The sequence below is a fragment of the Olsenella massiliensis genome, from assembly GCF_001457795.1.
Taxonomy (GTDB): Bacteria; Actinomycetota; Coriobacteriia; order Coriobacteriales; family Atopobiaceae; genus Olsenella_F; species Olsenella_F massiliensis.
In genome coordinates, this window is the sequence record NZ_LN898211.1 from 668,839 (window position 1) to 682,069 (window position 13,231).

At 62.4% G+C, this 13,231-nt stretch carries 13 protein-coding genes and 1 pseudogene; 13 read left to right on the plus strand and 1 reads right to left on the minus strand.

Going from position 1 to position 13,231, the window contains the following annotated elements; translation table 11 throughout:
- The first annotated feature begins 26 nt into the window (after window positions 1–26).
- The 13 genes and pseudogenes from BN3001_RS06955 to BN3001_RS07015 all read left to right on the plus strand — a co-directional run.
- Window positions 27–602, plus strand: a complete 576-nt coding sequence (locus BN3001_RS06955; RefSeq protein WP_058271028.1) for a glycerol-3-phosphate responsive antiterminator — start codon at window positions 27–29, stop codon at window positions 600–602.
- 27 nt (window positions 603–629) lie between these two features.
- Window positions 630–2,138, plus strand: a complete 1,509-nt coding sequence (gene glpK / locus BN3001_RS06960) for a glycerol kinase GlpK (protein ID WP_058271029.1) — start codon at window positions 630–632, stop codon at window positions 2,136–2,138.
- A gap of 42 nt (window positions 2,139–2,180) precedes the next feature.
- Window positions 2,181–3,635, plus strand: a complete 1,455-nt coding sequence (locus BN3001_RS06965; protein ID WP_058271030.1) for an NAD(P)/FAD-dependent oxidoreductase — start codon at window positions 2,181–2,183, stop codon at window positions 3,633–3,635.
- On the plus strand, window positions 3,632–4,936 hold the full coding sequence (locus tag BN3001_RS06970) for an NAD(P)/FAD-dependent oxidoreductase (RefSeq protein ID WP_197407470.1): 1,305 nt from the start codon (window positions 3,632–3,634) through the stop codon (window positions 4,934–4,936). Before BN3001_RS06965 ends, BN3001_RS06970 begins: the two co-directional genes overlap by 4 nt.
- A 10-nt stretch (window positions 4,937–4,946) precedes the next feature.
- Window positions 4,947–5,315 (plus strand): DUF1667 domain-containing protein, encoded by a 369-nt coding sequence (locus tag BN3001_RS06975; RefSeq protein WP_058271031.1) that lies wholly within the window; start codon window positions 4,947–4,949, stop codon window positions 5,313–5,315.
- 527 nt (window positions 5,316–5,842) lie between these two features.
- Window positions 5,843–6,328 carry a PTS sugar transporter subunit IIB gene (locus BN3001_RS06980; protein WP_058271032.1) on the plus strand — a complete coding sequence of 162 codons (486 nt, stop codon included), beginning with the start codon at window positions 5,843–5,845 and terminating at the stop codon, window positions 6,326–6,328.
- Window position 6,329: 1 nt separating this feature from the next.
- Window positions 6,330–7,148, plus strand: coding sequence for a PTS sugar transporter subunit IIC (locus BN3001_RS06985; protein WP_058271033.1), 819 nt, complete (start codon window positions 6,330–6,332; stop codon window positions 7,146–7,148).
- Window positions 7,149–7,150: 2 nt separating this feature from the next.
- Window positions 7,151–8,017: a PTS system mannose/fructose/sorbose family transporter subunit IID gene (locus BN3001_RS06990; protein WP_058271034.1), complete on the plus strand. Its 867-nt coding sequence runs from the start codon at window positions 7,151–7,153 to the stop codon at window positions 8,015–8,017.
- A 9-nt stretch (window positions 8,018–8,026) separates the two neighbouring features.
- Window positions 8,027–8,989, plus strand: a complete 963-nt coding sequence (locus BN3001_RS06995) for a class I mannose-6-phosphate isomerase (protein WP_058271035.1) — start codon at window positions 8,027–8,029, stop codon at window positions 8,987–8,989.
- A complete protein-coding gene (locus BN3001_RS07000; RefSeq protein ID WP_058271036.1) occupies window positions 8,982–10,214 on the plus strand; it encodes a mannitol dehydrogenase family protein in 1,233 nt (410 codons plus the stop codon). Before BN3001_RS06995 ends, BN3001_RS07000 begins: the two co-directional genes overlap by 8 nt.
- Entirely contained in the window at window positions 10,211–10,630 is a 420-nt protein-coding gene (locus BN3001_RS07005) for a PTS sugar transporter subunit IIA (protein WP_058271037.1), read from the plus strand. Before BN3001_RS07000 ends, BN3001_RS07005 begins: the two co-directional genes overlap by 4 nt.
- Window positions 10,631–10,698: 68 nt before the next feature.
- The gene (locus BN3001_RS07010) at window positions 10,699–11,538 is read left to right on the plus strand and encodes a MurR/RpiR family transcriptional regulator (RefSeq protein WP_058271038.1); all 840 of its coding nucleotides are present in this window, start codon (window positions 10,699–10,701) and stop codon (window positions 11,536–11,538) included.
- A 193-nt stretch (window positions 11,539–11,731) separates the two neighbouring features.
- A pseudogene (locus BN3001_RS07015) lies at window positions 11,732–12,177 on the plus strand (transposase); the annotation flags it as partial.
- A 160-nt stretch (window positions 12,178–12,337) separates the two neighbouring features.
- Here the strand turns inward: BN3001_RS07015 and BN3001_RS07020 are convergent.
- Entirely contained in the window at window positions 12,338–13,174 is an 837-nt protein-coding gene (locus BN3001_RS07020; protein WP_197407471.1) for an HAD-IIA family hydrolase, read from the minus strand.
- Between the last annotated feature and the right edge of the window lie 57 nt (window positions 13,175–13,231).

Consider the following 13,231-nt stretch of genomic DNA (forward strand, 5'->3'; position numbering starts at 1 on the left):
GACACGACAGAGCGGGGAGAGCAGACATGAGAACGGCTGACTTTGTCGCCGAGGTACGCAAGAATCCCGTCATCGCAGCCGTGAAGGATGACGAGAGCCTCGGGAAGGCGCTTGCGTCGTCGAGCGGCATCATCTTCGTCCTCTACGGGGACGCCTGCACGATCGCCGACGTCGTTCGGCGCGTCAAGGCGGCGGGAAAGATCGCCATGGTCCACGTTGACCGCATCGTGGGACTCACGGCCCAACCCATCGTCTGTGACTTCATCAAGGAGGGCACCCAGGCGGACGGCATCATCTCCACCCATCCCTCCCTCATCCTCCGCGCCCGGGAGCTGGGGCTCAACACGATGCTGCGCTTCTTCATGATTGACTCCATCGCCTTTGAGAACGTCATACGTCAGGCACGTCGAGACGTGCAGCCCGACCTCATCGAGGTGCTGCCCGCCGTCCTCATGCCCGAGGTCTATCGCGAGATCGTGCGGGTCTCCAAGGTGCCCGTCATGGCGGGCGGCCTGCTTTCGGACAGGCGCCAGGTGACGAGCGCCCTCAAGAGCGGGTGCGTGTCGGTATCCACCACCAACCAGGACGTGTGGTCCGCCTAGGCGGCCGCCCAGAGAGAGGGAGATGACATGACTCGCTACATCATGGCCCTGGACGCAGGCACGACGAGCAGCCGCTGCATACTGTTTGACCATGAGGGCAGGGTGTGCTCCATGGCGCAGCGCGAGTTCACCCAGTACTTCCCCGAGCCGGGCTGGGTGGAGCATGACGCCAACGAGATCTGGCAGACCCAGCTCTCCGTGGCCCGTCAGGCGCTGTCAAACATCGGTGCGGCGCCTGAGGACGTGGCCGCCATAGGCATCACGAACCAACGCGAGACCACCGTCGTCTGGGACCGCGCCACCGGTCAGCCCGTGTGCCATGCCATCGTGTGGCAGTGCCGACGCACGGCGGAGTTCACGGAGAGGCTCAAGGAGGAGCGTCCCGAGCTCGTCGAGGAGTTTCGCGCCAAGACGGGACTCGTCATGGACCCGTACTTCTCGGGCACCAAGATCCGTTGGATCTTGGACAACGTGGAGGGCGCGCGCGAGCGGGCCGACGCGGGCGAGCTCTGCTTTGGCACCGTGGACTCCTGGCTCATCTTCAAGCTCACCAAGGGTCGCGTGCACGTGACGGACTATTCCAACGCCTCGCGCACCCTGCTGTTCAACATCAACACGCTCGCCTGGGACGAGGGGCTCTGCGAGGCCCTGGGCGTGCCCCTGTCGCTGCTTCCCGAGGTCAGGCCATCAAGCTGCGTCTATGGCATGACCGACCCCGAGTTCCTTGGCAGGGCGCTTCCCCTTGCCGGCGCGGCGGGCGACCAGCAGGCGGCGCTCTTTGGGCAGGCCTGCTTTGAGCCCGGCCAGGCAAAGAACACCTACGGCACGGGCTGCTTCATGCTCATGAACACGGGAGAAACACCCATCTACTCAAAGAACGGACTGCTCACGACCATCGCCTGGGGCCTGGATGGCACGGTCAGCTACGCCCTGGAGGGCTCGGTGTACGTGGCGGGCGCCGCCGTCCAGTGGCTGCGCGACGAGCTGAGAGTCATCGACTCTGCGGCCGACTCCGAGTACTTTGCCACGCGGGTGGCAGACACCAACGGCTGCTACGTGGTGCCCGCCTTCACGGGGCTGGGAGCCCCGTACTGGGACCCCTTCGCCCGCGGCGCCATCGTGGGCCTCTCGCGCGGCACCAACAAGTACCACGTCATCCGGGCGACCCTCGAGTCCCTCGCGTTTCAGACCTGCGACGTCCTGCGGGCCATGGAGCTTGACTCGCACATCCACCTCTCGGCCCTGAAGGTTGACGGTGGGGCCTGCAAGAACGACTTCCTCATGCAGTTTCAGGCCGACGTCATCGACGCCCCGGTGAGAAGGCCCTCCTGCGTCGAGACGACGGCGCTGGGCGCCGCGTACCTTGCCGGGCTCGCCGTGGGGTTCTGGGAGTCGGTGACGGACGTCGCCGCGAGCACCTCCCACGAGAGGGAGTTCGCCCCGGGGCGGACGGACGCCTGGCGCCGGACGGTCCTGGGGGGCTGGCATAAGGCGGTTGCGTCAACGAGGGGCTGGGCCGAGGAGGACCGGCTCTGACGAATGGAAGGACAGGGCAATGGACGGGGAAGGGACGAGCGAATGACGTACGACGTAATCGTCATCGGCGCTGGCGTGTCGGGGTCTGCCGTCGCGCGCGAGCTCTCGCGCTACGAGGCGGATGTCCTGGTCATGGACCGCGCCGACGACGTGTGCTGCGGGACCTCAAAGGCCAACAGCGCCATCGTCCACGCGGGGTACGACTGCATGCCCGGCTCGATGATGGCCCGGATGAACGTCCGGGGCAACGAGATGATGGAGCCGCTCGCACGTGACCTCGACGTTCCCTTTGAGCGCACGGGGTCGCTTCTCGTCTGCACGAGCAAGGAGCGGCTGGGCGGCCTCAGGGACCTCTTTGAGCGAGGGGCCGCCAACGGGGTCCCCGGGCTCAAGATCATCTCGGGCGACGAGGCCCGCGCGATGGAGCCGCAGCTGACCGATGCGGTCGTCGGCGCCCTCTGGGCCCCCTCGGCGGGAATCATCAACGTGTTCCTCCTCAACATCGCCCTGGCCGAGAACGCCTTCACCAACGGCGTGGACTTTCACTTCAACACCCGCGCCGAGAGGCTCTGGCAGGACGAGGGCGGCGTCTGGCACATTCGCACGAACAACGGCGAATACCGCGCCCGCGCCGTCGTCAACGCCGCCGGCGTGTATGCGGACCGCCTTCACAACATGGTGTCGGCGACCAGGATTCACATCACGCCCCGACGCGGCGAGTACTTCCTGCTCGACCGCACGACCGCCGGCTACGTGCGCCACGTGGTCTTTCCCCAACCCACCGAACTGGGCAAGGGCGTGCTCGTGACGCCTACGGTGGACGGCAACACCCTCGTGGGCCCGACGGCCCTCGACTTGGCGGATGACCAGCGCGACGACGTCGAGACGACGCAGGTTGGCCTGGACACGATTCGCGAGAAGGCCTCAGAGAACCTTCGTGACCTGCCGCTGCGCCAGGTCATCACGAGCTTTGCGGGCCTGCGCGCCCACGAGGACCGCCACGAGTTCGTCCTGGGGCACGTGGAGGGCGCCCCGGGCTTCTATGACTGCGCGGGCATAGAGTCGCCAGGTCTCACGAGCGCTCCCGCCATTGGGGAGTACCTGGGCGGCATGGTCAAGGACGACCTGGGGCTTTCACCCAAGGACGCCTGGGTGCAAACGCGTACGGGGACCGTCGACCCCTCCCTGCTCACCCTTGCGGAGAGAAACGAGCTCATCAGGCGTGAGCCGGCCTATGGGCAGATCGTCTGCCGCTGCGAGTCGGTGAGCGAGGGCGAGATCCTGGACGCCATCCGCAGGCCCCTGGGAGCGCGCGACCTCGACGGCGTCAAGCGGAGGGTCCGCGCCGGCGCCGGTCGCTGCCAGGCAGGCTTCTGCAGCCCTCGCGTCATGGACATCCTCTCGCGCGAGCTGGGGCTGCCTTTGGAGGAGATTGGCAAGAGAGGCGGCGCCTCGAGGATCGTGGTGGGGCGCACGAAGGAGGTCCAGGGGCAATGAGCGGCAGCAACGACCTGAGGAGCGTGGACGTCGTCATCATCGGTGGCGGGCCGGCGGGCCTCTCCGCCGCCGTCGCCGCCCATGAGGAGGGATGCGACTCCATCCTCGTCCTCGAGCGCGACAACTGCTTGGGCGGCATCCTCAACCAGTGCATCCACAACGGCTTCGGCCTGCATCGCTTCAAGGAGGAGCTCACGGGTCCCGAGTATGCCCACCGCTTCGTCAGGCGGGTGGAAGAGGAGGGGATTCCCTACAAGCTCAACACCATGGTCATGGACGTCTCGCCCGAGCGCGTCGTCACGGCCATGAACCGCGATGACGGCATGTTCCAGGTCCAGGCGGGCGCCGTCGTCCTCGCCATGGGCTGCCGCGAGCGCCCGCGCGGCGCCCTCAACATCCCGGGCTGCCGGCCGGCGGGCATCTACACGGCCGGCACCGCCCAGCGCCTCGTGAACGTCGAGGGCTACCTGCCGGGGCGCGAGGTCGTCATCCTGGGCTCCGGTGACATAGGGCTCATCATGGCCCGCCGCATGACGCTCGAGGGCGCCAAGGTCAAGGTCGTCGCCGAGCTGCTGCCCTACTCCGGCGGGCTCAAGCGCAACATCGTCCAGTGCCTGGACGACTTTGGCATTCCCCTCAAGCTCTCGCACACCGTCGTGGACATCGAGGGCGCGGAGCGCGTCAAGGCCGTGACCATCGCCCGGGTGGGGCCCGACCGCCGTCCCATCCCGGGCACCGAGGAGCGCTACGCCTGCGACACCCTGCTGCTGTCGTGCGGGCTCATCCCCGAGAACGAGCTCTCGAGCGCGTGCGGCGTCAGGCTGAGTCCCGTGACGAGCGGGCCTGTGGTCAACGAGAGCTTTGAGACCTCCGTTCTGGGCATCTTCGCCTGCGGCAACGTCCTGCACGTTCATGATCTCGTCGATTATGTGAGCGAGGAGGCCGACGAGGCGGGCAGGCGCGCCGTCGCCTTCGTGCACGGCGAGCTGGGCCCTGCCGGCGCCGGCCAGCGCGATGCGGCGCACGCAAGGATCGCCGTGCGCGCCACGGGGGGCGTCCGCTACACGGTGCCCTCTACGATCGACCCCGTGCGCATGGCGGACAAGCTGACCGTGCGCTTTCGCGTGGGGGACGTCTGCCAGGACGCCTACGTGAGCGTGTACCTGGACGGCGAGCGCGTGCAGCATCGCCGGAAGCAGATCATGGCGCCGGGCGAGATGGAGCAGGTCATCTTGCGCAAGGCAGACCTCGTCGGGCGCCCGGGCCTCTCCAGCGTCACCGTGGCCGTCGAGCGGGAGTAGGGAGCGAGCAATGGAGACAAGAAGGCTCACGTGCATCAACTGCCCCATGGGCTGCCAGCTTGAGGTGACGGTCGGCGACGGCGGAAAGGTCGTGTCCGTCACGGGCAACGGCTGCAGGCGGGGGGACGTCTATGGCCGCAAGGAGGTGACCAACCCCACACGCACCGTCACGAGCACGGTGGTGGTGAGGGACGGCGCAAGCGAGCGCGTCTCGGTGAAGACGAAAGAAGACGTGCCCAAGCGACTCATCTTTGACGTGATGGACGTCATCAACAGGACGACGGTCACGGCTCCCGTGCATGTGGGAGACGTTCTCGTGGACGACGTGTGCGGCACGGGCGTGCCCCTCGTCGCCACGGCTGAGGTGGGGGTGCGGTAGCACCTGTTGCCAGGTGCGTCTCACGCGCGATGTGGCATATATCCTGCTCATGACGGCAGATACCAGGTAGTACAGCGGCGTTCTCCTTGCTGGGTTCGCGTGGCCTGGATTCCTTTAGCCGGCGTAGTGTAGGCCACACCCCTTGCATCGGCCCTGCGCGAGCTCACTGCCAGGGGCCGGCCGGCCGCTACAGTGGCTCCGAGCATAGCTCGCCGCTGCGCCGCAGTCTTCCTGGCCGTATTGGGGACAGGTGTTTATGTCTACTTTGCTCTCACAGAGACATGCAAGCGAATCTCACTTGGTTATTGGCGTCAGGGGCCGCAGAGATTTCTGCGGCCCCTGACGCCAATCGCTGGTGTGCGGACGCTACATGAAAGAAGGAGAGATATGGTCAACCGCTGAACCAGAAAAACCATCCATTAATTGAAAAAAAAGACTTATACGGTTCAAATCCGGCTGAATTGTGCGACTATAACATCGAAGGCCCTTCAGAGTCACTGTAGCCGGAATTGGAGAGGAGCACAGGTTTGATTGCTCATTACCGCGTCGACAGCCGTGTGGTGCATGGCCAGACCACAACGAGGGTGACCAAAGAGAACCCCGTTGACGGTGTGATCATCATTGATGACCAGATTGCCCAGGATAAGTTCATGCTCAGGGTGTTCGCGAATACTCTCGGTTCGATTCGCGTGTTCGGGTTTTCCATCAGCAAAGCCCTCGTCAAGCTGCCCGAGGCCGTCGCGTCGAAGAAGCGCTACCTCGTCATCTTCAAGACGCCCGAGACCGCCCGCGCCCTTGTGGAACAGGGCTTCACATTCGACGGCGTTTTGAATTGCGGCCCACAGCCGAATTGCGAGGGCGCGAGGCTCGTCGAAAAGATGCTCTACCTTACCCGCTCCCAGATCGACGCCCTTGACTTTCTGGATTCTCATGGGGTCAAGCTCGTCATAAACCCCGCGTTCACCACTCCGGACCTTACTTGGCCTGAGGCAAAGAGGAAGGCTGGCATCTAAGATGGCATATTTCATCCAAGTGCTTCTCGTGGCGCTGCTCTATCACCTTACGAACACCTTTGCCTCCTTCGGGGGCATGGTCTTTGGCCGCTACACATGTCAAAGGCCGCTCGTCGGCGGACTCCTTGTCGGCCTGATCTTCGGCGACTTGCAGAAGGGTCTTGAGCTCGGCATTGCATTCCAGCTTGCGTACATGGGCGCCTTCGCGGTCGGCGGGGCAGTCTCCGTCGACGTGGGCGTCGTCTCCTATCCAATCATGGCCATGTCGATCATCAACGGGCTTGATACCGGAACCGCCCTCGCCATCGCGGCGCCGATCTCCATCCTCACCGCGAACCTGACCCACGTGATGCGCGCCTTCAACACCGTCTGCACGGGGATCGTCCGCAAGGGCATCAAGGAAGTCGACTACAAGAAGATTGAAGTCGGCAACGTCATCCTTCCCCAGGTCTTCTTGGCGGCAATGAACTTTGCTGTCGTTTTTGTCCTGATGTACCTTGGCACCGGTGCGGTCGACAGCCTCCTTGCCGTTGTCCCGCAGAACGTCCTGCACGCGCTCGGCCTCCTCGGCGGCATCCTGCCTGCCGTGGGCATGGCAATGCTGCTCAAGTACAACATCGTGGGGAACTGGATGTTCATCTTCTTCGTTCTTGGTTTCATGATGGTCTCCTCCATGCAGATGGGCTTCATCCCCATCGCCATCTTTGCCGCGGCGCTGGCATTCCTGTACTGGAAGATTGACTCGCGTCCCGAGACGGCTGCCGAAAGCGCAAGTGCAGGCGTAAATGTGTTCACCGATGACGACGATGTGGAGATGTAGAAATGAGCAAAGCCACTGAGAATGAGGCCATCGAGAGCCCGAAGGCTATCTGCGACGAGCCGCTGACTAAGAAGGAGCTTGACCGTCTGTTCTGGCGCTACCAGGTCAGGTACCTCACCTGCTGCAACCTCGAGAACTGGCACGGCAACTGCTACGCCTACGATATGATTCCCCTCTACAAGAAGTACTACGACAAGGACGGCCAGCGCGCGGGCATGCTCCGCATGTTCGACTTCATCAACACGGAGCAGACGACGGCCAGTGTGCTGTGGGGAATCCTCGTCAGCATGGAGGAGCAGAAGGCCTTGGGCAAGCCGGTGAGCGACGACATGATCCGAACGGTTAAGTCCTCGCTGATGGGGCCCCTTGCCGGCGTGGGCGACTCTCTGGTCCAGGCGACAATCCTCCCGCTGCTCACCACGATTGCCATTTCGCTTACCGGCACGGGCGACGCTCTGAGCCCGCTCGGCGCGACCCTCTTCATCATCGCTACGCCCATCCTGTTGTGGACGTATGCCCGGGCCCTGTTCAATAGCGGATACGGCCTCGGCAAGGACGCCGTCTCGACGCTCATGGGCTCCGCGATGGACCGCATCAAGATTGCCATTCAGCTCTTCGGAATCGTCGTTATCGGCGCGCTCTCGGCGAGCTATGTGAAGGTGTCTACCCCGCTGTCCTTCGCTGCCTCGGCGGATGCCACCCCCGTGGTGCTGCAGGACGTCATCAACGGCATCTTCCCCAACCTGCTGAGCCTGCTGCTCGTTGTCGGCTGCTGGTTCCTGCTGTCCAAGAAGGGCGTCTCGATTACAAAGATGATCTTCGGCCTCATGGGCGTCGTGCTCGTGCTCGGCCTCGTGGGAATCCTTTAAGGGCGTAGCATGGAGATAAACAAAAAAACCATTTTCCGCATCGAGCCAGTGTACAAGTCCTTTGTGTGGGCAGGGCGTAAGCTGATTGACCGCTTCGGGCTGAAGACCGATCTGGACACCGTCGGCACGATCTATTCCGTGCTCGCTCTGCCCGGCGAGATCGACAACCCCGTGACCGGGGCGGGCATGACTCTCTCGGAGCTTTACCGTGTGCATCGCGAGCTTTTCGGGACTTCTGACGAGGTGTTTCCCGTGAGGATGACGATCACCTGCAACGAGGGGTTCCAGTCTTACCAGTCGCACCCCGACGATGCCTACGCGATGGAGCACGAGGGTTGTCGTGGCAAGGTCTCGGGCGCGGTGGCCCTGGACGAGTCCGACGAGAAGGACACATGGCTCTTCGGCCACAAGCCCATGGACGCTGCAGAGTTCAGGCGCTGCATCGAAGAGAAAGAGTGGGACGCGCTGTTCTCGACGCTCGAGGTCAAGGGCGGTGATTTCGTCCACACGCCCGCCGGCGTGATCCACGGCGGCTGGGGGTCCGGCAAGGTCAGCGCGACCTTTGGCACGAACAGCGACATCACGTACCGCTTTTATGATAACGACCGCAACGACCCCAACCGCCCGCTCAGCATCGACGACGTCTGCGCCTGCGCAAGCTTCCCGGAGCTTCCCTTCGCGGCCGAGCGTGCGGAGGGCGTCAAGATTGGTGGCGTGACTCGCTACGTCTACCACGATGTTCCCGGCGAATACACCGCTCTGCGGTTCAAGGCCGCCGGCGAGGCGTCTTTCGACTTCGACAGCTTCCTCTTCGTGACCTGCGTGGAGGGTGGTGGCACGGTGTGTGGCGAGCCGATTTCGCCGGGGGAGACCCTGTTCATTCCGTTGGGGTATGGACCGGTGGCTTTCTCGGGGCAGATGGACTGCATCGCCATCAGCTATCACGAGAAGAAGAGGGCGGAAAATGAGTAAAGTCACGATCATCGGCGCAGGCCGCACGGGTCGTGGGATGTTCGGTGAGATGTTCTTCTCTGAGGGCGGGTTTGACCTCGCCTTCGGCGACATCAATCCCGAGCTGATCAGATCCCTTCGCGAGCAGGGTCACTACGTCGTCGAGCAGACTAACCTCGATTCCGGCATGTCGAAGGCGACTTGCGTCAGCGACTTCAAAGTTTATGACGCCAAGGCCGACCGAGAGGCGTATCTCAAGCGGCTGGCCGAGTCGGACTACATCGCGGTGGCCGTCTTCCCCTCCTCCTTCGATGACGTCGCCCGGGATTTGGCGGACATGGCCCGTCTTCGGAGGAAGAGCGGATCCGGTCAAAAGGCCGCCGTTATCCTCGGGGGCAACTTCGTCGGTCTCCGGAGCTACTTTAGCGGCGCGCTCCGCAAGCTCCTTGATGACGATGACTACGAAATCTTCGATGGACAGGTTGCCCTGGTCACCTCGAAGGCGAACCGAAAGATGACTTACTCGTCCAAGCCTGGCGCGAAGCCGCTCTCCCTTGAGGGGGACGACAAGCCCTTCCTGCCGGTCGAGGATAGGTTCCTCTTCGGCGATGGCTATGAGTACCCGTCGTTCTTCAAGCGTTCAGACGACGTCGAGCTGCGCATGGCTGAGAAGATTTGGAGCGAGAACCTCCTCCACTGCTCGCTCGGTTTTATGGGTGCCTACTATGGGTTCGCGACGATCAACGATGTGGCGTCCGACGAGTTCTGCGCAGATCTTGCCAGAAGGGCGTGGAAAGAAGGTCGAGCGGCGCTCGAGGCCGAGTACGGTATTCCTGTGCCCGACGAGTCGTTTTTCAGGACGATGCTCGACAAGTTCAAGAGCCCCCATTTCCGCGATCGGATTGACCGCGTCGTCAGGCAGCCTATGCGTAAGCTTGGACGGCATGATCGCTTTCTGGGGCCCGCGCTGCTTTGTTTGAAGCATGACATCGTTCCCTTCTTTACCCTTCGGGCGGCGGCCTACGGGTTCCTCTTCTCCGACGAGAAGGACGAGCAGGTGGCGAAGATCGCAAAGATTCGTTCGGCTATGACCCTTGAGGACGCCGTTGTCAAAATCACCGGGCTGGATGCGTCCGTGTCGGAGGAGGCGACGGCCTGCGGGCTTCTGATTGGCTTTATCCAGGAGCTGCAGTGCCTCGAGAAGCAGGCTCCCCGCGTGCCTGCCTGCGAGGAGGGGGTCCGATGAGACTGATAGCGGTAGGCCACGGTCGTTACGCCTCTGGCCTGAAGTCCGCCGTCGACATGCTTTCGGGCGACGGTGAGAAGCTCTCTTCAATTGACTTCGCTGCCGATGTCTCCCCAGATGAATTCGAGCGGCTGCTCAGGGAGGCGGTCGATGGTGACGAGGCTGTCATTATCTGCGACTTGGTCGGCGGCACCCCCTATAACCGTGCTTGTCTCCTTGCCCATGAGTCCGAGTCGGTCAGGGTCGTCGCCGGAATGAACCTTGCCGCGGCCCTTGAGGCGGTGCTTAGCCTGGAAGACGGGGCCCGGACTGCAGAGATCGCCGAGCGCCTGTGCTCATCAGTCCCCGACGGTGTGGGGCGTTTTGAGGAAGGTGCGTGTTCCGCGGACTCGGTTGATGAGGACGAGGACCTTTAGTGCTGCGTTGAGCACTATACTTTTGCCGGGGAGGGGTCGACCTCCCCGGCTTTCTATTTCTATAGGCGGTGATTGCGCTGTTTACCACGAGGGTCAAGAGCCTGTATCCCAAGTTCACTATGGCGGAGAGGAAAGTAGCCGATTACCTCATCATGAACGGCGACGATGTCGGCGAAGTGACCTCGCATGAACTTGCGAAACGGCTCGACGTGGGGCAGTCGACCGTCATGCGCTTCTCGAAAAAGATGGGCTACTCGATGTTCGGCGAGATGATCGCGGACATAAGCAGTTCGGCGGATGGGCCCTGCACCGAGATCAAGGATGAGGACAGCCCATTGATGGTGATGGGTAAGCTCGAAGGCAGGTATTGCGATCTTCTGAGGGCGGCCATCGCGAGCAATCGGGAGGAGTCCCTTGAGGAGGCCGCCCGAATGGTCGACGAGGCGGGCAATATTCTCTGCTATGGGTATATGGAGAGCTTCCTTTTGGCCTCTCGCCTGTGCTGGTCGCTGGTCGGCCTGGGCAAAAACGCGGTTTGCGACGAAGACTTGATCCAGACGAAGCGTCGCCTGAGGTTGCTCGGCCCGGAAAAGGGCCTCGTCATCGTTCTCTCTAAGTCCGGCGAGAAGGCGGAGTCGGTAGGAGTCGCCAAAGCTGCGATCGATAAGAGGGTGCCAGTTCTGGCGATTTGCGACGCGTCGGATAACCCGCTCTCCAAATTGGCGACGTCGTGCCTGCGTGTCGTCGAGGTGGCCGACCGCTCCACACCGATGACCTCCATGGGGGTGGATGCCAGCGTGATGTTGGTCATTGACACCCTGATCGCTAGCGTTTACCAGCGTGATCGCAGGGGTTATGCGGGCACGTACCGAGAGGGCCTCGTGGCCGCGCTTTCTGAGCGCCGATGACGCCTTTTTGTGGTCTTTCGGGCTCCCAAGCTCCTCCGAGGCCCCACGGGCCCAAGAGACCCTGTTTGGCGTCGCATATAGGCGTCGAAACGGACGCGTCCCAAAACTTGGTGTAAGCAGCCACGCGGTCCGCGTCTAGGAGGGCGCCGCCGCCCTCCTAGAACCGTGAGTTGCCACACAGACGATTCCAACGGAAGGGACGGCCGCTATGGAGGCTTTACACGAGGAGGCGCTCGCGAGGGCGGGCTACCGGCGCACGTGCGACTTGCTGGCCGCCGTCGACCCCCGGACGCGGAGCTGCTCGAGGACGCGGCGTCCTCGGCGCTTGCCTACCTCGACTTCCCCCGCGAGCACGTGACGTGGGCGCGCACGAACAACGTGCAGGAGCGGATGAACTGCGAGGCCAAACGCCGCACGAGGGTGGTCCAGGCGTTCCCCTCGTTCGGCTCTCTCGTCAGGCTGGTGGGCGCCGTGTGCTGCGACCAGAACGACGCGTGGTTGGCCTCGAGGAACTTCATCGGCGTCAGGTCGCTCGACCCCGGCTACGGGTGCAAGCCGCTGCCGGAGGAGCCGGGCGGCGTCGACAGGGCGCTGAGGCTCGTCGGAGAGGCGTTCGACAGGAAGAGGAGGGTGGCGTAGCACCGGGGGTGGACTCATGCCCCCTAGGAGGGGCCCTGCACCACTTTACTTTTGGTCGGAAATGGAGGGCCCAGTTCTGTCGATGACTGGGCCCTCCTGCGTTTGTGCAAAAAACAGGGCGTCGCCTCCCTGTCGTAAGGATGGCTCTCTTTAATCAACACTACATGCTCAGCGGTATCTCCTTTACCGATGTGAAGACATGGTTCGGAAGGTATGGGGAGCTTTGCGCATCATCCAGTGTTGACTCTCCCGAAAGAACCAATACTGAGACGAACCCCGCATTGTTTCCCGCAGCAATATCGGTATAGAGCCGATCGCCTACCATGGCGATTTCGCCACGCTGGATTGATTCAAATCCCAGTTCCACGAGCCGCTCCATGAGATAATCCGTGATTGGCGTGTTGGGCTTTCCAATCACCGTGTCCGGCGTCCTGTTCGAAGACGCTTGGACGAAGGCCATTATCGCTCCGGCGTCGGGGATGAAGCCGCTGGATGTGGGACAATTCAGGTCCGGGTGGGTAGCGATGTACGGGAGTCCTGACCTAACGAAATCGCATGCCTTGGTCATACTTGAATAGGTAAGCTCGGTATCAAATCCAATGACTACAACTTCGGGGTTCATGTCGTCGAGTACTATCCCGCTTGCAAGGAACTCATTCTTCAAGAGCTGGTTGCCGAGAAGAAACACCCGCTTGTTTTGATAGTGCTTGTTCAAATACCAAGTCGCAGCCTGTCCCGAGGTAATGATTTCTTCATCGCCTATCGCATAGCCCATTGTATGCAGCTTGGAGATATAGCTCGAGGGGTCTTTCGATGAGTTGTTGGTCAGGAGGATGAATCTCCTCCCACTTCGTTTGATACGATCGAGAAAATTTTTGGCCCCATCTATCCAGGTAGTGTCGAGATAGATTGTCCCATCCATATCCAAGACGAATACTTTCGTCCCGTCAAAGGTAGAGATGGGGCAGCTGTCGACAGGGGGGAGCGTGCTTCTCACGTAGACTCCTTCTGCGAAGATGGAACGAATTGATGTGCCAGGAGGTGACGAATCGCC

Bases quoted from the DNA above. Each gene is read 5' to 3' on its own strand.
- BN3001_RS06955 (WP_058271028.1), top strand. From the start codon at position 27: ATGAGAACGGCTGACTTTGTCGCCGAGGTACGCAAGAATCCCGTCATC.
- glpK (WP_058271029.1), top strand. From the start codon at position 630: ATGACTCGCTACATCATGGCCCTGGACGCAGGCACGACGAGCAGCCGC.
- BN3001_RS06965 (WP_058271030.1), top strand. From the start codon at position 2,181: ATGACGTACGACGTAATCGTCATCGGCGCTGGCGTGTCGGGGTCTGCC.
- BN3001_RS06970 (WP_197407470.1), top strand. From the start codon at position 3,632: ATGAGCGGCAGCAACGACCTGAGGAGCGTGGACGTCGTCATCATCGGT.
- BN3001_RS06975 (WP_058271031.1), top strand. From the start codon at position 4,947: ATGGAGACAAGAAGGCTCACGTGCATCAACTGCCCCATGGGCTGCCAG.
- BN3001_RS06985 (WP_058271033.1), top strand. From the start codon at position 6,330: ATGGCATATTTCATCCAAGTGCTTCTCGTGGCGCTGCTCTATCACCTT.
- BN3001_RS06990 (WP_058271034.1), top strand. From the start codon at position 7,151: ATGAGCAAAGCCACTGAGAATGAGGCCATCGAGAGCCCGAAGGCTATC.
- BN3001_RS06995 (WP_058271035.1), top strand. From the start codon at position 8,027: ATGGAGATAAACAAAAAAACCATTTTCCGCATCGAGCCAGTGTACAAG.
- BN3001_RS07000 (WP_058271036.1), top strand. From the start codon at position 8,982: ATGAGTAAAGTCACGATCATCGGCGCAGGCCGCACGGGTCGTGGGATG.
- BN3001_RS07005 (WP_058271037.1), top strand. From the start codon at position 10,211: ATGAGACTGATAGCGGTAGGCCACGGTCGTTACGCCTCTGGCCTGAAG.